Below are 23,459 nucleotides of genomic sequence, written 5' to 3' on the forward strand. Positions count from 1 at the left end.
GCGGCTTCGGCAAGGACGACTTCACCGAGGTCGCCGACGTGATCGCCGAAGCGCTCAAGCCCGGCTTCGACGAGTCCGCCAGCGCCAAGCTGCGGGCCCGCGTCGAGGCACTGGCCGCCAAGCACCCGCTGTACCCGAACCTCTGACGGTTCTGACGACGGCCGGTGCGCGTTGCGCGCACCGGCCGTTTTTCACGCCCGGAACCCGGGCGTTGCGATTCGTCCTAAATAGACTTGATGCCCAATTTCCCGCAACTCTCCGGTATCGAATCGATCTCCTCCAGCAACGGTCGTTCCCAACTGCACCGAATCGCTTGCCAGCACCGGGAGGATGCCGGAGTATCTGCGCAGTTCCAGCGAAACACGCTGACGAACAACGTGTTGCGGGAGGCGGCCCACGCGGTTGCGCCACACTGAAGCCCCGCACCGCTTCTTGGAGGAGTCCACTTCGATGAGCCAACCAGCCACCGAGGAGTACCGGAAGGATCTGAGCGCCCGGCACATCAACATGATCGCCATCGGCGGTGCGATCGGTGTCGGGCTCTTCCTCGGTTCCGGAAAGGCGCTGCACCAGGTCGGCCCCGGCCTGATCCTGATCTACGCGATCGCCGGCGTGATGATCTTCTTCGTCATGCGGGCGCTCGGCGAACTGCTGATGTACCGCCCGGTGAGCGGTTCGTTCGCCGAGTACGCGGGTGAGTTCGTCGGGCCGTGGGCGCGGTTCGCGGTCGGCTGGGGCTACTGGCTGGTGTGGATCGTGACCGGCATGGCCGAGATCACCGCGGTCGGCAAGTACTTCCAGTTCTGGTTCCCGACCGTGCCGCAGTGGATCCCGGCGCTGGGCGCGCTGGTCCTGCTCAGCGCGGTGAACCTGATCGCGGTGAAGCTGTTCGGCGAGTTCGAGTTCTGGTTCGCGCTGATCAAGGTGCTGGCGATCCTGGGCCTGATCGTGCTGGCCGCCGCGATCCTGGTGTTCGGCTTCAGCGACCTGGGCCCCACCGCCTCGCTGAGCAACATCTGGGACAACGGCGGGCTGTTCCCCAACGGCCTGGCGTCCTCGCTGCTGGCGTTCCAGATCGTCATGTTCGCCTTCGTCGGCGTGGAGATGGTCGGCCAGACCGCCAGCGAGAGCAAGAACCCGCAGAAGGTGCTGCCGCGCGCCATCAACTCGGTGATGTGGCGGATCCTGATCTTCTACGTCGGCGCGCTGATCGCGCTGACGGCGCTGGTGCCGTGGTTCCAGTTCCCGGCGGAGGTCAGCCCGTTCGTGCACGCCTTCACCCTGATCGGCATCCCGGCCGCGGCGGGCGTGGTCAACTTCGTGGTCACCACGGCGGCGTTGTCGTCGTGCAACAGCGGTATCTACTCCACCGGCCGGATGCTGCGCACGCTGTCCGAGGACGGCCAGGCGCCGCGGTCGGTCGGCCAGCTCAGCGGCCGCGCGGTGCCCGCGCGGGCGATCGCGGTGACGTTCTGCGCGATGCTGATCGGCGTGGTGCTCAACTACCTCGTGCCGGAGCAGGCGTTCACCTACATCACCAGCGCCAGCACGGCCGGTGCGATCTTCACCTGGGGCATGATCCTGATCGCGCACATCGGCTACCGCCGCAAGGTGGCACGCGGTGAGCTCCCGAACGGCCCGTTCCGGATGCCGTTCGCTCCAGTGTCGAACTACATCGTCCTGGCGTTCCTGGCGTTCGTGGTGGTGCTGCTGGCCTTCGACGAGGAGACCCGCATCGCCCTGTACATCACGCCGATCCTGGCCATCGCCATCGCCATCGGCTACGTCGCAGCGCGCAAGCGCAGCTCGGAACCCGTTCCGGCTCGGAAGTAACCCAGCAACACCACCTCGGGTGGGTGCAGTTCCTCGCGGAACTGCACCCACCCGATTTTTTTGCAGCAGCACGAGGTTCGCCGCGAGCACTCGCGGGCATCGACCGTGCAAGATCTTTCCTCGCCGGATAGCTTTCTAGCATGCTAGCATCAGCGCATGGGTGGTGCGGAGGTCAAGCAGTTCAACGTGTACCTGCCGGTCGAGCTGATCAGGCAGGTCAAGCATCACGCGATCGAGGAGGGCATGTCGTTGTCGGCACTGGTCGCCGATGCGCTGCGCTCCTACCTCGACACCAGCGAGCAGCAGAACGCTTCCGAAGAGGAGTCCTGAGATGGCGACCGAAGGGATCGAAGCGGTCTTCCTGGAGACCCACAACTGGGGGAAGTCCGCGAAGTTCTTCCAGTCACTGGGTTTCGAACTGGAGACCTCCGCCGGCGACGGCTCCGGGGTGTTCCGCAACGGCGAGGGGGCTTACCTCGTTCTCGTGGAGATCCCCGAAGATCGAGCGCCCGGCACGCAGATCGCGCTGAAAGTGCCCGATGCGGACGACTTCCACGCCGGCCCCGCCGTCGAAGTGGTCACACCGTTCGAGGACACGCACTACGGGACCCGCGAGATGACCGTGCGGGATCCCGACGGTCGACTGTGGAGCCTGCAAGCTCCCGCCAAGAGCTGACTCCCCCGAACGAACCGAGCGCGGATGCGGCCGAGGTCCGACCGCACCGCGCTCGGGCGATCAAGTGCAGCGGAACCCGTTGATTCCACCCGATGGCGGTGCACCGCACCGCCGGTGAGGCGAGGGAAGAGATGCGAGCGGGAAGTTTGCGCGGCAATCCCTGGGCGGTGCTCGTCACGCTCAGCTCGGGGTTCTTCATGACGTTGCTGGACCTGACGGCCGTCAACGTCGCCATCCCCAGCATCGTCGACGACCTGCGGGCCTCGTTGGACGAGGTGCTGTGGGTGATCAACGTCTACGTCCTCGTCCTCGCCGCACTGCTGATCGTGTTCGGTCGGCTCGGAGATGCGCGCGGACCGCGCACCATGTTCATCGGCGGCGTCGCGCTCTTCACCGCCGCCTCCGTCCTGTGTGGACTGTCCCAGGGGGCGACCGAGCTCATCGCGGCCCGGGCGCTGCAGGGGCTGGGCGCGGCGGCCCTGATGCCGCAGACCATGGCCATCATCATCGACGTCTTCCCGCCCGCGCGCCGGGGTGCGGCGCTCGGCGTGTGGGGCGCGGTCGCGGGCGTGGCCACGATCGCCGGGCCCACGCTGGGCGGACTCCTCGTCAGCACGGCCGGCTGGCGGTGGATCTTCTTCGTCAACGTCCCGATCGGCGCAGCCGTGCTGGCGATGGCCGCCACCCTCGTGCCCGGGGGCCGGCGCGGTACCCGCCACAAGCTGGACCTGCCCGGCGTCCTGCTCGCCGCAGCGGCGCTGGCCGGCTTGACCTTCGCGCTCACCGAAGGCCAGCGGTACGGGTGGAACGCCGGGATCTGGGCGCTGCTGATCGGCGGCGCGCTGCTGCTCGCGGTGTTCCTGGTCCACCAGCGGACCCGGCAGCGCGGTGAACCGCTGCTGCCCTTCGCTCTCTTCCGCGACCGCAACTACGCGGTCATGAGCTTCGTGTCCGCGACCGTCCAGGTCGGGATGATCGGCCTGTTCCTGCCGGTGATGATCTACCTGCAGTCGGTGCTGTCCTTCAGCGCGTTGGAGGCCGGGCTGGTGATGGCACCGGCGATGATCGTGTCGGCGTTGCTGTCACCGGTCTCGGGCCGGATGGCCGACCGGGTCGGCGGCAAGTACGTCCTGATGTGCGGTCTCGCGCTGTTCGCGGCCGGGTTGGCCTGGCTGAGCTGGATCACCGCGGTCGGCCGGACGTGGTGGGACCTCCAGCCTGCGCTGATCGTCGCCGGGCTCGGCATCGGCTGCGTGTTCGGGCCGATGGTCGCGGTCGCGATGTACGGCGTGGAACCCCGGATGGCCGGCGCCGCCTCCGGCGTGCTGAACACGATCCGACAGGTCGGCACGGTCATCGGCAGCGCCGCGGTCGGCGCCGTGCTGCAGAACCGCCTGGCCGCATCGCTCCACGACGAAGCAGCCCGCCAGGCCGCCGGTCTGCCGTCCGGAATCCGCGAGCGGTTCGTGGCCGGTTTCGACGACGCCGCGAAGGGCGGACTGGAAGTCGGGCGGACCGGTACGGCGTTCCCACCGCCACCGGGCACATCGGCGGGCCTCGCCCACCAGCTCCAGCAGACGGCGGTGTCGGTCTTCGAGCACGGAGTCGTCCGCGCGGTGCAACCGACTCTGGTGCTGCCCATCGCCGTGATCGCGATCGGCGCCGTCCTGTGCTTCCTGGTGCAGCGCCGAGACGTCGACAGCCCGCGAACCGCCGTCGACGCCTCACCGGGACGTCCCGGCTACGACGACCGATGAGTACTCGCGGGTATTAATCGTGAGCAGTCGGTCCGGACTCCGCGCAGTGCATCACCGCGAAGACTCGGCGGACCCGATTGCTCCGCGCCCGCTGGTCCACCTGCTCAAGCGAGGGGTGAAGAGCTCCTACTCGACAGAGGATCTGCGTGGAGCTCTGTAACCACCGCAGACCTCGGCCTGCTTGCGGGGATCGCTGGCCCGCAACTCCTCGACGATCCGTTCGACCTGCTTTCCGGGAAGCTCCGGGCTCACCTGGAATCGCACGAGGAACTGGTCGTAATCCATGAGCTCACCGGAGGTCCGCCGGCGGTCGCTGATCACCTGCCTGGGCGGCGAGGTGAACGCCAGATCCACGTGATCGCGAGTGTCCGGCCTGGATCGGGCCCAGTCCAGGCTGCTGTCCCACTGCCCCAGCACGTTCGGTTCCTCGCGGAGCCTGCTCGTCAGCAGCCTCGCCACCGTCCAACCCGGCCACTCCCAAGAGCGTTCGCGGTCGGCGCGCGCGAGCTCGGCTTCGTACTGCGCCGAGTCGAAACGGATCTCGGGCAGGGACAGCTCGGCGTCGGGGTTGCGCCACTCGTCCCAGACGATCTGGTCACCATCGCGGCTGATGCGGACGAAAACCGCGCCGCAGCAGCCCCACGTGCACTCGGCTTCGGCGAGCATCACCTCGCGTGGCTCGTCCTCGGGCAGCAGGGGGCTGTCCGGCCCCAGCAGGACCTCGGGATCGAGTCTCGGTCCCTCGTCGAACTCCGGTCCGATCAAGTCCTGACCGTCGACGCAGATCTTGGTCTCCACCTGGTTCCAGGCGGAATCCTCGGGAAGGATCACCGAAATGCTCAGAATGCTGGACACGTCACCAGGCTAAGCAGGACGTCCACCTGTTTTCACGCGGTTCGACGCGCTGCGATGTCCGATGCGCACTCGCGGACACCAATCACGTCAGACGCCCAGTTCGGTGCGGAGCCAGTCGTGGAACTCGCCGATGTGGTGTTCGGAGGGGACCAGGACTCCTCCGGCCGCGTAGGCGCGGGAGCTCATCGCCGGTTGGCAGCGTTCGCAGGCTTCGAAGTCCTGCTCGTTGACCCGGTGGAACAGCTCCACCGAGCGGGAGATGTCGTGCCCCGCGTCGAGGACTTCCGGCGCGTAGAGCCAGTCGCACTCGACCAGGGTCCGGTCCACCGCGAGGGGGAACATGCGGTGCACGATCACGTGGTCCGGCACCAGGTTCACGAACACCTGGGGGCGGACGGTGATCGCGTAGTAGCGGCGGTCGTGCTCGTCGCCGACTCCGTCCAGGCGGCCGAAACCACCGGTTCCGTCCACTGTGAACCCCTCCACCTCCGCCCCGAACTCCGCGCCGTGGCCGACGTAGTACTGGGCCGCGTAGCCGTCGGCGAACTCCGGCAGCACCTCGGTGAGCTCGGGGTGGATGGTGGCGCAGTGGTAGCACTCCATGAAGTTCTCGATGATCAGCTTCCAGTTGGCGCGCACGTCGTAGCTGATGCGGCGGCCCAGCGACAGGCCGTCCACGCCGTAGCCGTCGATCACCTCGGTGCCGCCGAGCCGCTCCGCCACCGCGCCGACGACCTGCTCCTCGAACGACGGCGGCTCGTCGGCCAGGCACAGCCAGGCGTATCCGAGCCATTCCCGCAGCGCCACCGGGACCAGGCCGTACTCGGTCCGGTCGACGTCCGGCATCGAGGTGAGGTTCGGGGCGGCGACCAGCTTGCCGTCGGTGCCGTAGGTCCAGGCGTGGTACGGGCACTGGAAACTGCGCTTGACCTGACCGGATTCCACCGTGCACAGCTGTGCGCCGCGGTGCCGGCAGATGTTGAGGAACGCCCGCAGCGCACCGTCCCTGCCACGCGCGACGAGCACGCTCTCGCGCCCCACCTGGACGGTCCGGAACCGACCCGGCTCGGCCAGGTCCGCGGTGCGCACGGCGCAGAACCACGAGGTGTGGAAGATCCGGTCCTGCTCCAGCGCGAACAGGTCCGGGTCGGTGTAGAAGTGGCCGGGCAGCGTGGAGATGAGACTGGCCTGCCGGTCCGTCGCGGTCATGCATCCCTCCAGAACCTGGTCAACGCGATTTCCGTTGAACTTCTCGTTGTGCGCGGCACCCTCGCGGTGCGCAACTTCCGCAAATTCAATGGAAATCGGACGTCTGATTTCCATTGAACTTGCGGGAACCGAGGACGGCTCAGCTTCGTAGGCGCTTCATCTCGGGGTCGAACAGGGGCTCTTCGGCTACCACCGCGGGCAGGCGTTCGCCGAAGTACTCGACGTCGGCGCGGGTTCCGGGCACGGCCAGGGAGCTCGGCAGCCAGGCGTAGGCGATGCTCGCGCCGATGGTGTAGCCGTAGGCCGCGCTCGTGACGTAGCCGACCGGCCGGCCGTCGACGTGGACCGGCTCGGAACCCATGACCACGGCTTCGCGGTCTTCGAGCAGCAGCGGGCAGAGCCGGCGGTCACCTTCGCGCTCGGCCAGCGCCGCGCGGCCCAGGAAGTCCTTGTCCGTCCGGACGGCGAAACCCAGGCCTGCTTCGAACGGATCGTGCTCGGTGGTCATGTCCGCGCCCCACGACCGGTAGCCCTTCTCCAGCCGCAGGCTGTTGAAAGCGCTGCGCCCGGCCGCGATCACGCCGAGCCGCTGCCCCGCTTCCCACAGCACGTCCCACAGCTTCCGCCCCTGGTCCGCCGCGGCGTAGAGCTCCCAGCCCAGTTCGCCCACATAGGACAGTCGCATCGCGGTCACCGGAACACCGCCGACGAACGCCGCCTTGCTCTTGAAGAAACCGAAGCCCTCGTGGGAGAAATCGGTGCCGGTCAGCGGTTGCACCAGTTCGCGCGCGAGCGGCCCCCACACGCCGATGCAGCACGTGCCGGGCGTGATGTCGCGGACCTGCACGTCGGACGGCGCGTGCCTGCGCAGCCACTCCAGGTCGAGGTTGCCGTTGGCGCCGACCTGGAAGCGCTGCTCGGACAGCCGCGCCACCGTCAGATCGCTGCGCACTCCCCCGGCCTCGTCCAGCGACAGCGCGTAGGTCACCGAACCGGGCTTCTTGGCCAGGTTGTTGGTGGTCAGCCACTGCAGGAAGTCGAGCGCACCCGGCCCGGCGACCTCCAGCCGCTTGAGCGGGGTCATGTCGAACATCGCCACCCGCTTGCGGGTGACCAGCGCTTCCGCACCGGCGATCGGCGACCAGAACCGGGACGCCCACTCGCCGCGCGGCGGGACTTCGGCCACCTCCGGCAGCTCGGCGTTCGCCTCGTACCAGTGCGGCCGTTCCCAGCCCGACGCTTCGAGGAACACCGCGCCGAGTTCCTGCTGCCGCTCGTAGAACGGGCTGGTCCGAACCGGGCGCGGCTCCTGGCCGGGTTCCAGCGGGTGCAGGACGTCGTAGACCTCGACGAAGCTGCGGCAGCTGCGCTCCAGCACGTATTCCGGGCTGCGCTGGGCGGTTTCGAACCGGTTGAGGTCGCAGGAGTGCAGCGATTCGGCCGGTTGCCCGTCGACCAGCCACTGCGCCATCGCCCGCGCCACGCCCGCCGAGTGCGTGATCCACACGGCCTCGGCGACCCAGAACCCGCGCAGGTCGGGGTGCTCGCCGAGCAGCGGCATGCCGTCCGGGGTGAAGGAGAACAGGCCGTTGATGCCTTCGACGACCTCGGCCTCGGCCAGCTCCGGCAGCAGCGTCCGCGCGTCGTCCCAGGCCGGCTGGAAGTCCTCCGCGGTGAACGGCTCGATCGAGGGCATCACCGCCGAACCCGACTCGCGGATGGCCGCGGGGTCGATCGGCATCGGCCGGTGCCCGTAGTAGCCGATGCCGATCCGGTCGACGTGCTCCCGGAAGTACAGGTCGCCGTCCTGGTGCCGCAGGATCGGCAGTCCGGCCTCGGTGCGCTCGTCGTTGCGGCCGGTCAGCGAGGCCAGCGGCCCGGTCTTGGCGTACTGGTGCGCCATCGGCACCAGCGGGACGTCCAGGTCGACCAGCGCGCCGATCAGCGGACCCCACATGCCCGCGCAGGAGAGCACCACGTCCGCGGCGAAGCGGTCCTTATCGGTCACCACTGCGGTGACCCGGCCTGCGCTGCGCTCCACGGAGACGACCTGCTGACCGGACAGGAACCGCGCGCCTCGGGCCATCGCGCGCCGCGCCTGGGCCTCGGCGGCGCGGACCGGTTTGGCCAGGCCGTCGGTGGGGATGTGCAGCCCGCCTTGGATGCGCGCGGGATCGACCAGCGGGTGCAGTTCGGCGCACTCGCCGGGGTCGCGCAGGAAGCTCTCCACGCCCCACGAGGTCAGCCAGCCATGCCGCCGCTTCGCCTCGTCCCACCGCTCCGGCGACGCCGCGACCTCGAGGCCGCCGAGCGGCTGGAAGCACCACTCGCCCTCGAGCTCGCGGTACTTCTGCGCGGTGTAGGCGGCGAAGCGGGTCATGGTCCGGCACGGGTTGGCCTGGAACACCAGCCCCGGCGCGTGCGAGGTGGAGCCCCCGGTGGCGAACAGCGGGCCCTTCTCGAGGACGGTGATGTCGGTCCAGCCGCGTTCGGTGAGCTCGTCGGCGATGGCGCAACCGACGATTCCGGCTCCGATGACGACCACGCGGGGCTGAGTGCCCATGGGTGCCTCCAGGGCTCGTCGAGCGGTGGGGAGAGTGTTGCGCTATGCGCGCCGAGTTCCGATACGAGCAACACGGTCACCGGCGACCCCCGTCGCCGTCAAGTGCGGAAGCCGAGTTTTTCCGCCGCGTAACACGGATGGACGTCACGGACGAAGAATCGGCAGAACCCCCTTGACGCGCCCCTGATCCGAGCCGCACATTGTTGCGCATTGCACTCCGTGTTCTGGATAGCGCAACGGAGGTCCTGATGTTCGAAGCCTGCTCCCTGTCCGAGCTTCCCCCCGGCGAGTCCGTCCGCATCGACGCGCACGTGCCGATCGCGGTGTTCAACGTCGAGGGCGAGCTGTTCGCGATCGACGACACCTGCACCCACCAGGACGCCTCGCTGGCGGAGGGCTGGGTGGAGGACTGCCGGGTCGAGTGCCCGCTGCACGCGGCGGCGTTCGACCTGCGAACCGGGCTGCCGTGCGGCCTGCCCGCCAAGAAGCCGGTGCGGACCTACCCGGTGCAGATCGCCGACGGGATGGTCTACGTCGAGACCCAGACCGCGGAGGTCGCATGAGGACGGTCGCGGTCATCGGCACCGGCGAAGTGCCGTTGGCACACGTCATCGGCGAAGAACTGGGGCGGTGCGCGCGGCGCTGCACACCACCGCGACAGCGAGCAGACCGGCGTCCTGGCCATGAACAACCCGAAGCTGCTCACCAGGAACCGCAAACAACTCGCCGCGCTGCGCGCTTGAGCCCCGCCGCTCAGGCGGCGGACTCGACGTCCTCCGCAGTCTCCTCCGGCACGACCTCGGGCTGCTTCGCCCCGCGCTTGCGGCGCCCGAGCCAGATCGCCACGCCCACCACGACGACCACTGCAGCCAAGATCCAGCTCGCCCGCCCCAGCGCGTCCTCGATGTACTTCGCGGACGCCCCGGCCAGCCAACCGATGCTCACGTGCGTCGCGGACCAGGCGACCGCGCCGATCAGCGAGGTCACCGCGAACCGCGGGTAGGACATCCCGCTGGCCCCGGCCGCCGCCGGCATCAGCGTGCGCACCACCGGCAGGAAGCGGCCCAGCAGCACCGCGCCGATCCCCCACTTGCACAGCAGCTGCCCGGCCCGGTCCCAGTGCTGCTGCCCGAGCTTGCGGACCACCTTGGTCTCGCGCATCTTCAGCCGGTACCGGCGGCCCAGCCAGAACCCGATGTTGTCCCCGATGGCCGCGCACAGCGCGACGACTCCGGCCAGCACGAAGAAGAAGCCCACGTCGGTAACCGCGGCCGAGGCGATCAGCAGCCCGCTCTCACCCGGCACCAGGAAACCCAGTCCGATGGTGCATTCGCCGAGGACGAGAGCTCCGGTCACCAGTACCAGTAGCGGCTTCGGCAGGCTTCCGACAGCTGCCAGAACGTCGCTGATGAAGGTCACGGGACGGGCTCCTCGGGCGGGGGGCTTCAACTACCCCCGTCACGCTACCGGCGCAATAAGCGCCGGGTGTCCGTAATGCCCCCCTAGCTAACCCTGAGACTGAAGTCACACCTTCGTCTTAATGTAGCGCCGCTACCTGTGAAAACGCGTCCACACCACCACGCGCAGTAGTCCTCCGGCGAAACCCGGCGCTCAGCAGGCCTTGACCCAGGAGCACTCCAAGTCACCTTGGTAGACCTTGGCGTTCTGCTGGACTCTCTGCTGCGGCACCGGTGGTCGGCCGCGCTGCTGATCGTCGGCGCCCCGGTACTCCGCGAGGCGGATGGCGATCGCGTCCTCCAGGTCCTGCGGGGCGTCGGAGACGAAGTCGTTGAACATCACCGAGAACACCAGCTCGCGACCGTTCGCCGCGGTCACGTACCCGGACAGCGAGGTCACGCCGGTCAGCGAACCCGTCTTTGCGTGCACGTTGTTCTCCGCCGCCGTCCCGCCCATCCGGTTGCGCAGCGTGCCGCCGACCATGCGGTCCGCGACACCCGCCACCGGCAGCGAGTCGTACCAGGACCGGAACCAGGGGCGCTCGCGAGCGTTGTCGAGCAGCACGGTCAGCTGTTCCGGCGGCACGTTGTCCATCGTGGACAGACCGGAACCGTCGACCATGCGCAGCACCTCCGGCGAGAGCCCCAACCCGCGCAGCTTCTCGTCCAGCACCTCCAGGCCGGCCGCCCAGCCGCCTTCGCCGCGGACCTCCCGGCCCATCGCCTTGATCAGCACTTCGGCGTGCCCGTTGTTGCTCAGCTTCATGAACGGCACGAGCAGCTCGCGCAACGGCATCGACCGCCGGTCAGCCAGCACCCGCGCACCGTCCGGCGCCGCTCCGTCCCCCGCGTTGCGCACCTGAACGCCGTGCGCGGCAAGGGCTTTGGCGAACACGTCGGCGGCGTAGGCGGAGGGATCCGGCACGGTGGTGAAGTCCTCGACCGGCTCCGCTCCGGCCGGGACCGACCCGCTCACCACCACCCGCGATCCGCCGTGATCGCGCTCCACCGCGACGTCCGGCGCACCGTCCGGAGCGGACGTGGTGGTCCGGTTGTCGATCTGCACGACGTCGGTCGGCGGATCCAGCCGAACCCGGGCGGGCTGCCCCTCGGTCGTTGGGCTGACCAGCACCTTCGCGGTTCCGGCGTCGAAGTCGGTGTCCGGCGCCGCGGTCAACGCCGAGATCCGCGCCGAGTAGTAGTAAGGCTCGTCGTCCCAGGCCCACCCGGTACCCAGCGGCACGTCGTCGAGCCAGGTGTCGTCGGTGCGCAAACCGCCCTGCACCACGCGGATCCCGGACGCCGCCACCTGCTCGGCCAGCCGGTCGTAGTCGGCGGCGAGCACCGTCGGATCACCGGTGCCGCGCAGGTGCAGATCGCCGAGCAGAACAGGACCGACCTGCTGCGCGCCGGTGACGACCTCGGTCCGGAACTCGTAGTCCGGACCGAGCGCCTCCAGCGCGGCGGCCGAGGTCAGCAGCTTCGCGTTGGACGCCGGAGTGGCCCGCGCCGCGGCCTGCCTGCTGTAGAGGACTTCGTCGGTCGCGGGATCGCGGACCACCACTCCCGCGTGCGAACCGTCCAGCCGCGGGTCGGCGAGGATCTCGTCGAGGTCCGCGCGCAGCGCGTCCGGCCCCGTCGGGGCAGCACCAGTGGGAGCCACGAGGGAGAGCGAAACCCCCACCGCAGCAACCAACCCGAACGCCAAGCCCCAACGTCGACGCATCGCGCAACTCCCTCGGCTCACCCGGCCCGATCATGCAGAGTAAACAGATCGACACGGAGCGTCAAAGGAATTTGCGCGTGGTGAGCGGCGATGGTGGTTCTGACGACCATCGCCGCTCACGCGAACTCAAGCGACCGCGATCGAGGTGGCCATCGCCAGCAGCGCGCCGCCGCAGCAGCGCTCGAAGACCTTGCGCCGCCGCGGGTCGGCCAGCAGCGCCGACAGCCAGCGCACCGACGGCACCACGATCAGCCACCACACCGCGAAACCGCTCACCGCGACCGCGCTGAGCAGGGCGGCCTGGGTCATCGGGTCGGCGGCCGGGTCCATCGCCTGCGGCATCAGCGTCAGGAAGGTCAGCATGACCTTGGGGTTGAGCACATCGGTCAGCAGTCCGCGCAGGAACACCGAGCGACCCGAAGTGGGCACCACCAGCGCGGGCTCCTGGGTGGCAGCGGCGCCGGCCTTGCGCAGGATCTGGAAGCCCATCCAGGCCAGGTAGGCCACGCCGATCGCCTTCACCACGAGCAGCGCCGCCGGAACGGCGACCACCAGCGCGGAAAGCCCCAGGGTGGCTGCCGTCGCGTGCACCAGCAGGCCGCAGGTCGAACCGGCCGCGGCCAACCAGCCCCACCGCGCGCCGGTCGCCGCATTGCGGGTGACCAGCACGAAGTCGGGACCCGGTACCACGACGATCACCAGCAGCGCCAGCAGGAACGGCCCCCAGGCGATGTGCACGACTCCTCCTTCGAAAGAAGTGGTTGGGAAGTGCCGATATTTTCGGGTTCCCGTTCGCCGCTTCACCACCTGCGCCGTAGCATCTTCGGATATGCAGGACTCCGTAGAACTTGATTCGGTCGACTGGCGGATCTTGGAGCTGTTGCAGAACGATGCGACGCTGCCCAACCGCGCGCTCGCCGAACGGGTCGGCCTGGCGGCGTCCAGTTGCCTGCAACGAGTCCGCCGCCTGCGCGAACAGGGCGTGATCACCGGGTCGCACATCGACGTCAACCCGGCCGCGACCGGACTGGCGCTGGAGGCGGTGGTGGCGATCAACGTCCGCCCGCACACCCGGCAGGTCGTCGACCAGTTCCGCGAGTTCGTGATGAAGCAGCCGGAGACCCGCTCGCTGCTGCACGTCAGCGGTCAGGCCGACTTCCTGCTGCACATCGCGGTGGCCGACACCAAGCACATGCAGGAGTTCCTGGTCGACAAGCTGGCCTCGCGCACCGAGGTCCGCCACTTCACCAGCTCGATCGTCCTGGAACAGCTGCACACCAAGGCCCTGACCCCGCCCCGACACCTGCGCCCGAAACGCCGCCGCCGCACCTGAGAACCCGGCGGCGGAGCGCGAGATTGCGAGGACCGACGCGGCCTCCCACCGTGGGTGGAGCGACGTGCTGGTGGGGAGGGCTGTCCGGTTGGCGGAGCAGGAGCAGGCCGAACGCGTCCTGGGGTTGGTCACCGACCCCGACATGCCCGCGCAGGTCGGGTACCGCACGTCCGAGCAGATCACCGAGTGGCTGTCCCACCGCACCGGTGAGCGCTGGACCATCGACGTCCGCTCCGATCCGCTCACCGCGGACCACCGCACCAGCGAGGACCTGCTGGACGCCGTCGACCGGCACCGCGACGAGCAGGGCTGGGACTTCGGGATCTGCCTGACCGACCTGCCGCTGCTGCTGGCGAAAGGAGCGCTGCTGGCCGACGTCAGCACCGGACGCCGGGTCGCGCTCGTGTCCTTGCCCGCGCTCGGCGCGATCCGGACCTACCACCGCACCTACCGGCTGCTGACCCGGTTGCTGGACGACCTGCTCCCGCACCACCTGAGCGGACCGCCGACGGATCCCGGCACGGTGCGCCGCACCCACCGCGACGGACCGGTCGACGTCCGGTACACCACCCCGAGGCTGCGGGGCTGGGTGCGCCTGGTGTCCGGCATGGTCCGGGCGAACCGGCCGTGGCAATTGGTCTGGGGGCTGTCCAGCGCGTTGGCGGCAGCGCTCGCCGCCGCGGGATTCGGCCTGTTCACCTCGACGGTCTGGCAGCTCGGCGACGTGCTGAGCCCGCTGCGCGCGCTGACCACCTCGGTCTTCGCACTCTCGCTGATGACGGTGTGGTTGATCGCCTCGCACGGGTTGTGGGAGCGGGTGGGACGCCGCGCGATCCGCGACCGGCGGTTGGCCCTGCTCTACAACACCTCGACGATCACTACGCTGTCCCTGGGCGTCGCCTGCCTCTACGCCCTCGTCTACCTGGTGAGCCTGGCCGGTGCCGCGACCTTGCTGGACGCCGGCGTCCTCGCCCGCGTGCTCGGCCACCCCGTCGACTGGGCGGCCTACGCGCGACTGGCGTGGATGGTCGCCTCGATGGCGCTCGTCGCCGGAGCGCTCGGCTCGAGCTTGGAAACCGACGCCGCCGTGCGCCAAGCGGCCTACGGCTACCGCGAAGAACAACGCCGGGCCCAGCACGCGGAAGCGGGCTGAGCCCGGCGTCGCAACGCAGAGCAGGTCAGGCCGGGTCAGGTGTTGACGCGGAGGAGGCCTTCCTGGACGACGGTCGCGACGAGCTGGCCGTCGCGGGAGAAGAAGCGGCCGGTCGCCAGGCCTCGGCCGCCGGAGGCGCTGGGCGAGGCGCAGTCGTAGAGCAGCCACTCGTCGGCGCGGAAGCGGCGGTGGAACCACATCGCGTGGTCCAGGCTCGCGCCGTTGACGTCGTCCAGACCCCAGTACACGCCGTGCCGGGCGAGCACCGCGTCCAGCAGCGTCATGTCGGAGGCGAACGCCGCGGTGCACACGTGGAGCAGGTCGTCGTCGGGCAGCACGCCGTCCGCGCGCATCCACACCTGGCTGCGCGCTTCGCGCTTCCCGCTCTCGCGGCTCACCCACGGCGGGTCGGTCACGTAGCGCACGTCGATCGGGCGCGGCTGCACCTTCCCGAGCTTCTCGACCAGCGACCCGATCTGCTCGCCGTAGGTCGGCAGCGTCTCCGGGTCCGGCACGTCGGGCATCGGCTCGGCGTGGTCGATGCCGCCCTCGTCGACCTGGAAGGACGCCGACAGCGAGAAGATCGCCTTGCCGCGCTGCACCGCCACGACCCGGCGGGTGGTGAACGAACGGCCGTCGCGGGTGCGGTCGACCTCGTAGACGATCGGGATGCTCGGATCGCCGGGCCGGATGAAGTAGGCGTGCAGCGAGTGCACCCGCCGCTCCGGCGGCACCGTGCGACCAGCTGCGACGAGCGCCTGACCGGCGACCTGACCACCGAAGACGCGCACCGGCGAGGAGGCGGGGCTGACCCCGCGGAAGATGTTCTCCTCGATGCGCTCGAGGTCCAGCAGGGCCACCAGGCTGTCCAGCACCGGCTGGCCGTGGGGCATGCCGTTGACGTCCAGCGGGACGTCGCCCATCAAGCGGTTCCCCGCCGGGTCTGCGGCGGCGGCTCGGGCCGCTTCGGTCACAGCGCGCTCCTCATCAGGTCTGGCACCGGGTCAAGACGGACGGGAGCGCCGGGTGGCTCCCGTCCGAATCAGCGGATCAGACGTGGTCTTCCTCGCCCAACCGGTGCACGCGGATGAGGTTGGTCGAACCGACCGTTCCGGGCGGCGAACCCGCCACGACGACGACCATGTCACCGCGCTGCGAGCGGCCCAGGGACAACATCGCCTGGTCCACCTGCCGCACCATCTGGTCCGTGGTGTCGACCTTAGGCACCAGGAACGTCTCAGTCCCCCAAGTGAGAGCGAGCTGACTCCGCACCGACTCCTCGGGGGTGAACGCCAGCAGCGGCAGCCGGGTGTGCAACCTGGCCAACCGGCGCACGGTGTCGCCGGACTGCGAGAAGGCCACCAGGGCCTTGGCGTTGAGGCGTTCGCCGATGTCGCGCGCCGCGTAGGAGATCACGCCGCGCTTGGTGCGCGGGACGTGGCTCAGCGGCGGCGGCTCCGTCGACCCGGCCTCGACCGCTTCGACGATGCGCGCCATCGTCTGCACGGTCTCCACCGGGTAGCGGCCGACGCTGGTCTCCCCGGAGAGCATCACCGCGTCGGTGCCGTCGAGCACCGCGTTGGCGACGTCGGAGGTCTCCGCGCGCGTCGGACGCGAATTGTTGATCATGGAATCGAGCATCTGGGTGGCGACGATGACCGGCTTCGCGTTCTCGCGCGCGATCCGGATCGCCTTCTTCTGCACCAGCGGCACGTGTTCCAGGGGGAGTTCGACGCCGAGGTCACCGCGGGCGACCATGACGCCGTCGAAGGCCAGCACGATGGCCTCCAGGTTGTCCACCGCTTCCGGCTTCTCCAGCTTGGCGATCACCGGAACGCGGCGGCCGACCCGATCCATCACCTGGTGCACCAGGTCGATGTCGGCCGGACTGCGGACGAAGGACAGCGCGATGAAGTCCACGCCGAGCTCCAGCGCGAACTCCAGGTCCTCGATGTCCTTCTCGGACAGCGCGGGCACCGAAACGTCCATGCCCGGCAACGAGATTCCCTTGTTGTCCGAAACCGGACCGCCTTCGGTCACCTCGCACACGACGTCGTTGTCCTCGACGCCGGTAACTACCAGCCCCACCTTGCCGTCGTCGACCAGCAACCGGTCGCCGCTCTTGGCATCGTTGGCGAGGCCCTTGTAAGTGGTGGACACCCGGTCATGGGTGCCCTGGACGTCGTCCACAGTGATGCGCACGATGTCGCCGGTTCGCCACTCGACCGGCCCGGCAGCGAACTTGCCGAGTCGGATCTTCGGTCCCTGCAGGTCGCCGAGAATGCCCACGGCGCGGCCGGATTCCTTGGCCGCCGCCCGGACCATGTCGTAGACCTGCTGGTGATCGGCGTGGCTGCCGTGGCTGAAGTTCAGCCGGGCGACGTCCATTCCGCTGCTGACGAGCTCTGCCATCTTCTCCGGTGAGGCAGTGGCAGGGCCCATGGTACAAACGATCTTGGCTCGTCGACTCACATCATGCCAGCCTAGTCTGTTGACCGTCGTGCGCAGCACGCGCCATGCCCGCAGAAGGTCCATCGGGGAGATCGTTGCTGGATCATTACAGAACGCAGCTCACCCGGATACCGTTCGGCGTCGTCGCGCTGGCGAGCCTGCTCGTCCTGTTCATGCCCGCCTCGGGCGTGCCGTCCGCGCCGCCCGGCACGGACAAGGTCGTGCACTTCGCGCTGTTCGCAGCCCTGGCCGCCACCGGCCGGATCGCCGGATTCCCGCTGGTCAAGCTGCTGCCCGCGCTGGTGGGCTACGCGGCGGCATCGGAGGTGCTGCAGGGCCTGCTGCCGATCGGCCGCAGCTGCGAGCTGGCCGACGGCTTGGTGGACGTCGCGGGCGCGGTCGCCGGTTGCGCGGTCGTGGCGCTGGTGCGGAAGGTCAGCGGCGCTTCTTCTCGGTGATCCCGACGTGGTCGGCGCACCACTGGTTGAGCTCGCGGACGTGCGTCCACGCCTCCCGAACCCGGTCCAGGCAGCTTCGCTCGTGGAGCGCGTCGTCGGGTTCCCAGCGCTGGAAGGCGTAAAGCGTCCGGTGCTTGAGCAGGTCGAGCCTCGGGTGATCGGCGTCGACCCCGCGGGGACGGCTCTTCAACATCTCCCCCGCGATCTCCCAACCGGCGGCCGCCAGCTCGTCGAGCAGCCGCCGCAGGTGTTCGCCGTGGATCTCGGTGTCCACCGCGGTCCGGAAGCGCGCGAGCTGGTCGGACTCGGTGTGGAAGCAGCCGCCGGCGACCATCATCCCGGCGGCGCCGACCTCGACGTAGTAAGCACCGCCGCCGCGCCCCTGCTCGATCACGGCCCCGCAGTGCGTCTTGTACGGCGACTTGTCCCTGCTGAACCGCACGTCCCGGTGCGGCCGGAACACCTTCCCCGAGCCGAAACCGGGCCCGAACTCGGGCTCCAGCTCGGCGATCAGCGCCTCCATCGGAGCCCGCACGTGCTCCTTGTAGAGGGCCAGGTTGTCGCCCCAGAAAGCCTTCGAGTTGTCCGCCTCGAGCCCGTCGAAGAACTCGACAGCCCCATCCCCAAAACCCTCGAACCGCACGCCCCGACCTTATCCGCAACGCGGTCAGCGCCGGTCAGTCGCGCTGCCCGGGGATGCTGCTCCGCCAGAGCTCGACCTCGGGCACTCGCTCCAGCGTCCAGCCCGGGGCGCCGTCGACCTCGACGTCGGGTTCCGGGAACGGGTGCTCGGAGGTCGCGGGGTACTGGCTGAGCCACTTCGACACGTCTTGCCGGGTCACGCCGAGCTGCCGCGCGAGACCCGATGCGCCCAGGTAGTGCTGGGCGGTCATGACGACGCCGACCCGTGCATCTCGCCCCCCGGTGAACGGACGAGGACATTGTCCGACTCCGCGGCGGACAGCACCACCGGCCGGGCGGGCAGCCCAGCCGGTGGTGCGCGTTCAGCTCAGCCGCTGGCGTGCTCCCGTCCTCGCGGAGGTGCGGATGGCGTCGAGGACGCGATGCAGGCGCAGGGCCCGGGTGAAGTCCGGCGCCGTCTGCACTCCCGTGCGCAGGCCTTCGGCGATCTCGGCGTAGACAGCCGCGACGTTGCGGGCTTCTTGGGTGACGGGGAGCGCCTGAGGCAGTTGCACCGTCTCCCACGGGAGTCCGGGCTCAGCCGGGCGCCGGAGTTCGAGGTCGCTCATCTGGATCTGGGTGCCTCGCGGGTCCTCCGCTCCGGTCGAGGTGATCGCCAGGCTTCCCTCCGTGCCGACCACCTCCAGCCGGACCCGCGGATCAGCGGCTTCGGCGTCGCGGACGTTGGCCGACAGCGTCGCTCCCGAGCCCGACCTGGCGTTCAGCACGAGGTGGTCCGGGCTGTCCACGGGCGCTTCCTGCCCCGTCTCGGCCACGACCTGGTGCGGGTGCTGCAACGCGAGGTCCGCGGACAGCTCGGTGATGCCGCCGAGCAGGTGGTCCAGCACCGACAGGACGTGCCCGCCGTGGACTTCCAGCAGTCCTGCGGCGTTGGCCGACTGCAACGTGTAGGCCGCCCACTCCGGAACCCGGCCCGCCGCGCCCTTTCCCCGCGCGCTGTGCACGGCGGCCGAGGTGATGCGCCCCAACGCGCCCTGGTCGATCAGCTCCTTCGCTCGCACGATCGCTGGCGCGCGCAACGCCTGGAGGCCGATCACGTTGTGCACTCCGGCCGACCGCGCGCCTTCGACCAGGACTTCGGCTTCCTCCGCGGTGCGCGCCAACGGCCACTCGCAGTAGACGTGCTTGCCCGCGTCGAGCGCGGCCTGGACGAGCTCGCGGTGCTTGGGCACTCGCACCGTCACGACGACCAGGTCGACGTCCGGGTGATCGGCCAGCTGCCGCGCGTCCGCGAAGGCGTGCGCGGCGCCGAACTCCGCCGCCGCGCGCTCGGCGCTCTCCGGACGGCTGGTCGCGACGGCGGTCAGCTCGCACTGGTCCAGGGCGCGCAACGCCGGGACGTGCGCGCGGGCCGCCCAGCCCCGATCCGGGCTCGCCCCGATGATCCCGACCTTGATCCTGTCCACAACGCCTCCTGAACCGGACTCGATGAGTCCGTTTTTCTTCGACAAAACCGGACTTGCTGAGTCCGCTTCTGCTCCGCAGCCTAACCGGACTCCGCAAGTCCGGTTGTTAGGGTGGCCCGGTGAGCGCGGTGGAGAAACTGCTCGGCGAGTCCGCACGGGCGGACGCCCAGCGCAACGTGCGGCGTCTCGTCGCCGCGGCGCGCGAAGCGGTCGCGGAGGTCGGCGTCAACGTGACGGCGCACGAGATCGCCCGCCGGGCCGGAGTCGGCATCGGCACCTTCTACCGGCGGCTGCCCTCCCGCGAGGCCCTGCTGCAGGCGGTCGTCGAGGACACCATCTACGAGATCGTCGAACTGGCCCGGCAAGCCGTGCTCGATCCCGACCCGTGGCACGGTTTCTGCACCTTCGCCGTCGACTTCGTGCAGCTGCGCGCGATGAGCTGCGGGATCAACGAAGCGCTCGGCACCGACTGCGCGCTGACCCTGGACAGCCCGCTGGCCGAGCTGCGCGAGCAGATCCGGCTGCTCGTCGAGCGCTGCCAGGAGTCGGGCGCGATGCGCGAGGACGTGCCCTGGCAGGACGTCCCGTTCGCGCTGACCTCGGTGATGACCGGCGACCGGACCATCGGGCTGCCGGCGGCGGACGACCAGTGGCGGCGGAACCTCCGCATCGTGCTCGCCGGACTGCAGGCCCGATGAAGGAAATCTTCACACTTGTGGGGCACCTGATCCGCTCTGCTGCGTGATGGGCAGGAGGGGATCTGTTCCCTTGACCACACTTCTGGGTGACGGGGCGTGAGCGGGGACAAGATCGCAGGTCAGAGGGCATTTCCGCGGTTAAGCTCGTGGCGTGGTCTCTACTGCGCGAGCCCGTGTGCGAGATCCAGCGGGCAACCTCCCGGCCGACGTCACGAGCTTCGTCGGCCGTCGTCGTGAGATCACCCTGACCAAGCGCCTGCTCGCCGAATCCCGCGTCGTCACCCTCACCGGACCCGGCGGGGTCGGCAAGACGCGGCTGGCCATGCGGGTCGCGAACAACATGCGCCGCTCGTTCCGGGACAAGGCCTGGTGCGTCGGGCTGGAGGACGTGCGCGACGGCTCGCTGGTGGTCGACGCCGTCATCGAGCAGCTGGGCATCGGCGGGCCGACCGCCGACGAGGACCTGGACACCGTCGTCGAGCAGCTCAAGAACCGCGAGATGCTGCTCGTGCTGGACAACTGCGAGCACGTGATCGAGGACGTCGCGCACCTGGTGGACGCGGTGGTGCGGTGGTGCCCGGGCGTGCGGGTGCTGGCCACCAGCCGGCAATCCCTCGGCGTCGCCGGGGAGGCCACCATGGTCGTGCCGCCCCTGCAGGTGCCCGACATCGACCACCTGCCGCCGCCGGAGGCCTACGAGCAGTTCTCCTCGGTCCGGCTGTTCGTCGACCGCGCCCGGGCCGCCGTGCCCGAGTTCGAGGTGACTACCGACAACGCCGAAGCGCTGATGCGCCTGTGCTACCACCTCGACGGCAACCCGCTGGCGATCGAACTGGCCGCGGTGCGGTTGCGCTCGCTGTCCCTGCCCCAGCTGGAAGAACGCCTCGCCGAGCGGTACGACCTGCTCACCGAGGGCCGCCGCGGCGCCCCGGCCCGGCAGCAGACGCTGCGGGCGCTGATCGACTGGAGCTACGAGCTGGCCTCCGACCAGGACCGGTTGGCGTGGGCGCGGATGTCGGTGTTCTCCGGCAGCTTCGACCTGGCCGCCGCCGAGCACGTCGCGAGCAACGGCCTGTCCGACTCCGACGTGCTGAGCGCGATCCACTCGCTGGTGGACAAGTCCGTGCTGCTGCGCGAGGAGGACGGCGGCGAGGCGCGCTTCCGGCTGCCGCACGCGCTGCGCGAGTACGGCCAGGACAAGCTCGTGGAGTTCGGCGAGCTGGACGCCATGCGGCAGCGGCACCTCGCGTGGTTCAGCGACCTCGCCGGCCGCTTCGCCGCCGACTGGATCGGCCCCGACCAGGCCGCCTGGGTGCAGCGGCTGCGCAACGAGCAGGGCAACCTGCGAACCGCGCTGCAGACCGCCGCCGCGAACCCGGACACCGCGGGCGCGGCGCTGGGCATGGCCACCGACCTCTGGCAGTACTGGGTGATCCGCGGGCTCAACGGCGAAGCCCGGCACTGGCTGGACCAGGTGCTGGCCACCACGCCGCGCGAAGTGCCCGAGCGGGTGCGCGCGCTGCGCGTCAGCGCCTGGTTCGCGCTGCTGCACGGCGACCTGGACACGGTGCAGTCGACCTTGGAGCAGGCGACGGTGCTGGCCACGCAGCGCAGCGAGGACTCCGAGAAGCCGTACCTGGCGCTGGTGCGCGGGCTCGCGGCGTTCGCGGGCAACGATCCGTCGCGGGCCGCCAACCTGGTGGAGGACGCGCTGGGCCAGTTCCGCAAGCGCGAATCCGTGGCCGGCGAGCTGTTCGCCCTGTTCGGCCTCGGCATGGTCAAGGGCCTCAACGGGGCCACCGAGCAAGGTCTCGAGCTGCTGGCCGAGTGCATCCGGCTGTCCACCGAGCACGGTGAGCTGTACTGGCGCTCCTACGCGCTGTGGGCGTCGGCGCAGGTCGAGGCGCAGCGCGGCGATTTGGAGCGGGCCGAAGCCGCGGCGAAGAAGGCGATCAGGTTGCAGCGGCAGCTGGACAACCGGCTGGGCATCGCGTTCAGCATCGACAGCCTCTCCTGGATCGCCCAGCAGCAGGGCAAGTACGACCGCGCTGCCCGGTTGTTCGGCGCGGCCTCGTCGGTCTGGGACGCGGTGTGCGCGGCCCCCGGCTTCTGGGCCCGCTTCGCCACCGACCACGACGAGCACCAGGCGCAGACCCGCACGGCGTTGGGCGAGGAGGCGTTCCAGGAGGCCTTCGACCGGGGCCGCCAGCTGTCCGTGCAACACATCATCGACTTCGCGCTGGAGACCAAGCGGCACGCCCGGACGCGCACCGACGAGAACGTGCACCCGATGCCGCTGACCAGGCGGGAGCGGCAGATCGCCGAGCTGGTCGCGCAGGGCAACACCAACAAGGAGATCGCCGAGAACCTGGTGATCGCCCAGCGCACCGTGGAAGGCCACGTCCAGAACATCCTGACCAAGCTGGACTTCTCCTCGCGCGCGCAGATCGCCGGCTGGGTGGCCGCGCAGCGCACCGCGGGCGAAGCCGTCTCCCGGTGAAGCACTCCTCTTGAAGCCCGCGCCGCGGGCTGCCCTGGTCAGCGCGCCCGGCGGGCTGACGTGCCGTGGGCCACTCCCCAATCGGGCAACTTTCACTTTCCGTAGTCGAACCCCCGCGTAAAGTCCGCCGTTTGGCGGAATCTAGGTACCTACGTACGTGCAAACCTCGGTGCGGGTTCACTCTCCGTCGCGGAACCTGGATACCCGTGACCCCCGAACCAAAATCCCCCGAGAACGAAATCCTCGACCACCGAGATCCGCAGCAGACCGCACGGCACCGCTGGGAGAGGGCGGTGCCGAACACGGCGAGCTGGCTGCGAGCGGCATTCCTCGGCGAGAACTCCGACCGCCAGCACCGCGTCCCCCCGAAGACGCGTGCGCTGCAGATCGGTACCGCCGCGGCCGCCTTCGGCGTGCTGGGCGCGTTCGCCGGCATCGGCGGCCCCCAGACCGAGCAGCCGCACGTCGAGAACGCGGCGATGGTCCGCCCGATCACCGAAGCCGCCCCGCTCCAGGCCAACCCCGCCCCGCAACCGGCCGCCGCCCCCCGTCCGGCGGCCGAACCGGCCCCCGCCGCGCAGCCCGCCCCCGAGGCTGCTCCGGCGCCGGAGGCCGCCCCCGCCCCGGAGAAGCCGGTCGAGGAGAAGCCGGTCGACCAGATCGGCGCCTGGATCAACGACGC

The 23,459-nt window shown here is 69.8% G+C and carries 21 protein-coding genes and 2 pseudogenes; 12 read left to right on the forward strand and 11 right to left on the reverse strand.

The genetic code is table 11. The features are described from left to right. From OU415_RS33440 to OU415_RS33460, 5 genes and pseudogenes are all read left to right on the forward strand, one after another. Window positions 1–146, forward strand: a pseudogene (locus OU415_RS33440) (serine hydroxymethyltransferase); the annotation flags it as partial. 304 nt (window positions 147–450) lie between these two features. Next, window positions 451–1,833, forward strand: a complete 1,383-nt coding sequence (locus OU415_RS33445) for an amino acid permease (RefSeq protein ID WP_270953553.1) — start codon at window positions 451–453, stop codon at window positions 1,831–1,833. A 156-nt stretch (window positions 1,834–1,989) separates the two neighbouring features. Continuing rightward, window positions 1,990–2,163: a ribbon-helix-helix domain-containing protein gene (locus OU415_RS33450; protein WP_270953554.1), complete on the forward strand. Its 174-nt coding sequence runs from the start codon at window positions 1,990–1,992 to the stop codon at window positions 2,161–2,163. A 1-nt stretch (window position 2,164) separates the two neighbouring features. Further along, entirely contained in the window at window positions 2,165–2,509 is a 345-nt protein-coding gene (locus OU415_RS33455) for a VOC family protein (RefSeq protein ID WP_270953555.1), read from the forward strand. A 131-nt stretch (window positions 2,510–2,640) separates the two neighbouring features. Beyond that, entirely contained in the window at window positions 2,641–4,266 is a 1,626-nt protein-coding gene (locus OU415_RS33460) for an MFS transporter (RefSeq protein ID WP_270953556.1), read from the forward strand. Window positions 4,267–4,392: 126 nt separating this feature from the next. Here OU415_RS33460 and OU415_RS33465 read toward each other — a convergent pair whose 3' ends face one another. From OU415_RS33465 to OU415_RS33475, 3 genes are all read right to left on the reverse strand, one after another. Next, window positions 4,393–5,121, reverse strand: coding sequence for a hypothetical protein (locus OU415_RS33465; protein WP_270953557.1), 729 nt, complete (start codon window positions 5,119–5,121; stop codon window positions 4,393–4,395). 87 nt (window positions 5,122–5,208) lie between these two features. After that, on the reverse strand, window positions 5,209–6,330 hold the full coding sequence (locus OU415_RS33470; protein ID WP_270953559.1) for an aromatic ring-hydroxylating oxygenase subunit alpha: 1,122 nt from the start codon (window positions 6,328–6,330) through the stop codon (window positions 5,209–5,211). Window positions 6,331–6,469: 139 nt separating this feature from the next. Continuing rightward, window positions 6,470–8,893: a GcvT family protein gene (locus OU415_RS33475; protein ID WP_270953560.1), complete on the reverse strand. Its 2,424-nt coding sequence runs from the start codon at window positions 8,891–8,893 to the stop codon at window positions 6,470–6,472. A 248-nt stretch (window positions 8,894–9,141) separates the two neighbouring features. Between OU415_RS33475 and OU415_RS33480 the strand changes: the two genes are divergently transcribed. Then, window positions 9,142–9,456 carry a bifunctional 3-phenylpropionate/cinnamic acid dioxygenase ferredoxin subunit gene (locus tag OU415_RS33480; protein WP_270953562.1) on the forward strand — a complete coding sequence of 105 codons (315 nt, stop codon included), beginning with the start codon at window positions 9,142–9,144 and terminating at the stop codon, window positions 9,454–9,456. A gap of 190 nt (window positions 9,457–9,646) precedes the next feature. Here OU415_RS33480 and OU415_RS33485 read toward each other — a convergent pair whose 3' ends face one another. The 3 genes from OU415_RS33485 to OU415_RS33495 all read right to left on the reverse strand — a co-directional run bounded on the left by OU415_RS33485 (window position 9,647) and on the right by OU415_RS33495 (window position 12,814). After that, window positions 9,647–10,312, reverse strand: a complete 666-nt coding sequence (locus tag OU415_RS33485; RefSeq protein ID WP_270953563.1) for a DedA family protein — start codon at window positions 10,310–10,312, stop codon at window positions 9,647–9,649. 192 nt (window positions 10,313–10,504) lie between these two features. Continuing rightward, window positions 10,505–12,013: a D-alanyl-D-alanine carboxypeptidase/D-alanyl-D-alanine endopeptidase gene (gene dacB, locus OU415_RS33490; protein WP_270953565.1), complete on the reverse strand. Its 1,509-nt coding sequence runs from the start codon at window positions 12,011–12,013 to the stop codon at window positions 10,505–10,507. 189 nt (window positions 12,014–12,202) lie between these two features. Beyond that, on the reverse strand, window positions 12,203–12,814 hold the full coding sequence (locus OU415_RS33495) for a LysE family translocator (RefSeq protein WP_270953566.1): 612 nt from the start codon (window positions 12,812–12,814) through the stop codon (window positions 12,203–12,205). A gap of 91 nt (window positions 12,815–12,905) precedes the next feature. Between OU415_RS33495 and OU415_RS33500 the strand changes: the two genes are divergently transcribed. Beyond that, window positions 12,906–13,409, forward strand: coding sequence for an Lrp/AsnC family transcriptional regulator (locus OU415_RS33500; protein WP_270953567.1), 504 nt, complete (start codon window positions 12,906–12,908; stop codon window positions 13,407–13,409). Between the two features lie 70 nt (window positions 13,410–13,479). After that, window positions 13,480–14,562: a 5,10-methylene-tetrahydrofolate dehydrogenase gene (locus tag OU415_RS33505; RefSeq protein WP_270953568.1), complete on the forward strand. Its 1,083-nt coding sequence runs from the start codon at window positions 13,480–13,482 to the stop codon at window positions 14,560–14,562. 35 nt (window positions 14,563–14,597) lie between these two features. Here the strand turns inward: OU415_RS33505 and tesB are convergent, their stop codons facing one another. After that, on the reverse strand, window positions 14,598–15,536 hold the full coding sequence (gene tesB, locus OU415_RS33510; protein WP_270953570.1) for an acyl-CoA thioesterase II: 939 nt from the start codon (window positions 15,534–15,536) through the stop codon (window positions 14,598–14,600). Between the two features lie 76 nt (window positions 15,537–15,612). Beyond that, a complete protein-coding gene (pyk, locus tag OU415_RS33515) occupies window positions 15,613–17,034 on the reverse strand; it encodes a pyruvate kinase (RefSeq protein ID WP_270953580.1) in 1,422 nt (473 codons plus the stop codon). Window positions 17,035–17,108: 74 nt separating this feature from the next. Here pyk and OU415_RS33520 point away from each other — a divergent pair, with 74 nt between their 5' ends. Then, complete coding sequence (locus OU415_RS33520) at window positions 17,109–17,471, forward strand: VanZ family protein (protein WP_270953572.1); 363 nt, start codon at window positions 17,109–17,111, stop codon at window positions 17,469–17,471. On the opposite strand, the gene OU415_RS33525 is transcribed toward OU415_RS33520, so the two are convergent. From OU415_RS33525 to OU415_RS33535, 3 genes are all read right to left on the reverse strand, one after another. Further along, on the reverse strand, window positions 17,449–18,114 hold the full coding sequence (locus tag OU415_RS33525) for a DUF2461 domain-containing protein (protein ID WP_270953574.1): 666 nt from the start codon (window positions 18,112–18,114) through the stop codon (window positions 17,449–17,451). The two genes, OU415_RS33520 and OU415_RS33525, sit on opposite strands and share 23 nt — an antisense overlap. Before the next feature lie 34 nt (window positions 18,115–18,148). Beyond that, entirely contained in the window at window positions 18,149–18,364 is a 216-nt protein-coding gene (locus tag OU415_RS33530) for a helix-turn-helix domain-containing protein (RefSeq protein ID WP_270953575.1), read from the reverse strand. A gap of 111 nt (window positions 18,365–18,475) precedes the next feature. Beyond that, window positions 18,476–19,579: a Gfo/Idh/MocA family protein gene (locus OU415_RS33535; RefSeq protein ID WP_270953576.1), complete on the reverse strand. Its 1,104-nt coding sequence runs from the start codon at window positions 19,577–19,579 to the stop codon at window positions 18,476–18,478. A 119-nt stretch (window positions 19,580–19,698) separates the two neighbouring features. On the opposite strand from OU415_RS33535, the gene OU415_RS33540 reads away from it, so the two are divergent. From OU415_RS33540 to OU415_RS33550, 3 genes and pseudogenes are all read left to right on the forward strand, one after another. Further along, window positions 19,699–20,277 (forward strand): TetR/AcrR family transcriptional regulator, encoded by a 579-nt coding sequence (locus tag OU415_RS33540; RefSeq protein WP_270953577.1) that lies wholly within the window; start codon window positions 19,699–19,701, stop codon window positions 20,275–20,277. Window positions 20,278–20,452: 175 nt separating this feature from the next. After that, window positions 20,453–22,777: a LuxR C-terminal-related transcriptional regulator gene (locus tag OU415_RS33545; protein WP_270953578.1), complete on the forward strand. Its 2,325-nt coding sequence runs from the start codon at window positions 20,453–20,455 to the stop codon at window positions 22,775–22,777. A gap of 293 nt (window positions 22,778–23,070) precedes the next feature. Then, window positions 23,071–23,459 (forward strand): annotated as a pseudogene (locus OU415_RS33550) (hypothetical protein); the annotation flags it as partial.

Source organism: Saccharopolyspora oryzae, assembly GCF_027853915.1.
Lineage (GTDB): Bacteria > Actinomycetota > Actinomycetes > Mycobacteriales > Pseudonocardiaceae > Saccharopolyspora > Saccharopolyspora oryzae.

Bases quoted from the DNA above. Each gene is read 5' to 3' on its own strand.
- OU415_RS33530 (WP_270953575.1), bottom strand. From the start codon at position 18,364: ATGACCGCCCAGCACTACCTGGGCGCATCGGGTCTCGCGCGGCAGCTC.
- OU415_RS33500 (WP_270953567.1), top strand. From the start codon at position 12,906: ATGCAGGACTCCGTAGAACTTGATTCGGTCGACTGGCGGATCTTGGAG.
- OU415_RS33470 (WP_270953559.1), bottom strand. From the start codon at position 6,330: ATGACCGCGACGGACCGGCAGGCCAGTCTCATCTCCACGCTGCCCGGC.
- OU415_RS33475 (WP_270953560.1), bottom strand. From the start codon at position 8,893: ATGGGCACTCAGCCCCGCGTGGTCGTCATCGGAGCCGGAATCGTCGGT.
- OU415_RS33450 (WP_270953554.1), top strand. From the start codon at position 1,990: ATGGGTGGTGCGGAGGTCAAGCAGTTCAACGTGTACCTGCCGGTCGAG.
- OU415_RS33445 (WP_270953553.1), top strand. From the start codon at position 451: ATGAGCCAACCAGCCACCGAGGAGTACCGGAAGGATCTGAGCGCCCGG.
- OU415_RS33460 (WP_270953556.1), top strand. From the start codon at position 2,641: ATGCGAGCGGGAAGTTTGCGCGGCAATCCCTGGGCGGTGCTCGTCACG.
- OU415_RS33480 (WP_270953562.1), top strand. From the start codon at position 9,142: ATGTTCGAAGCCTGCTCCCTGTCCGAGCTTCCCCCCGGCGAGTCCGTC.
- OU415_RS33455 (WP_270953555.1), top strand. From the start codon at position 2,165: ATGGCGACCGAAGGGATCGAAGCGGTCTTCCTGGAGACCCACAACTGG.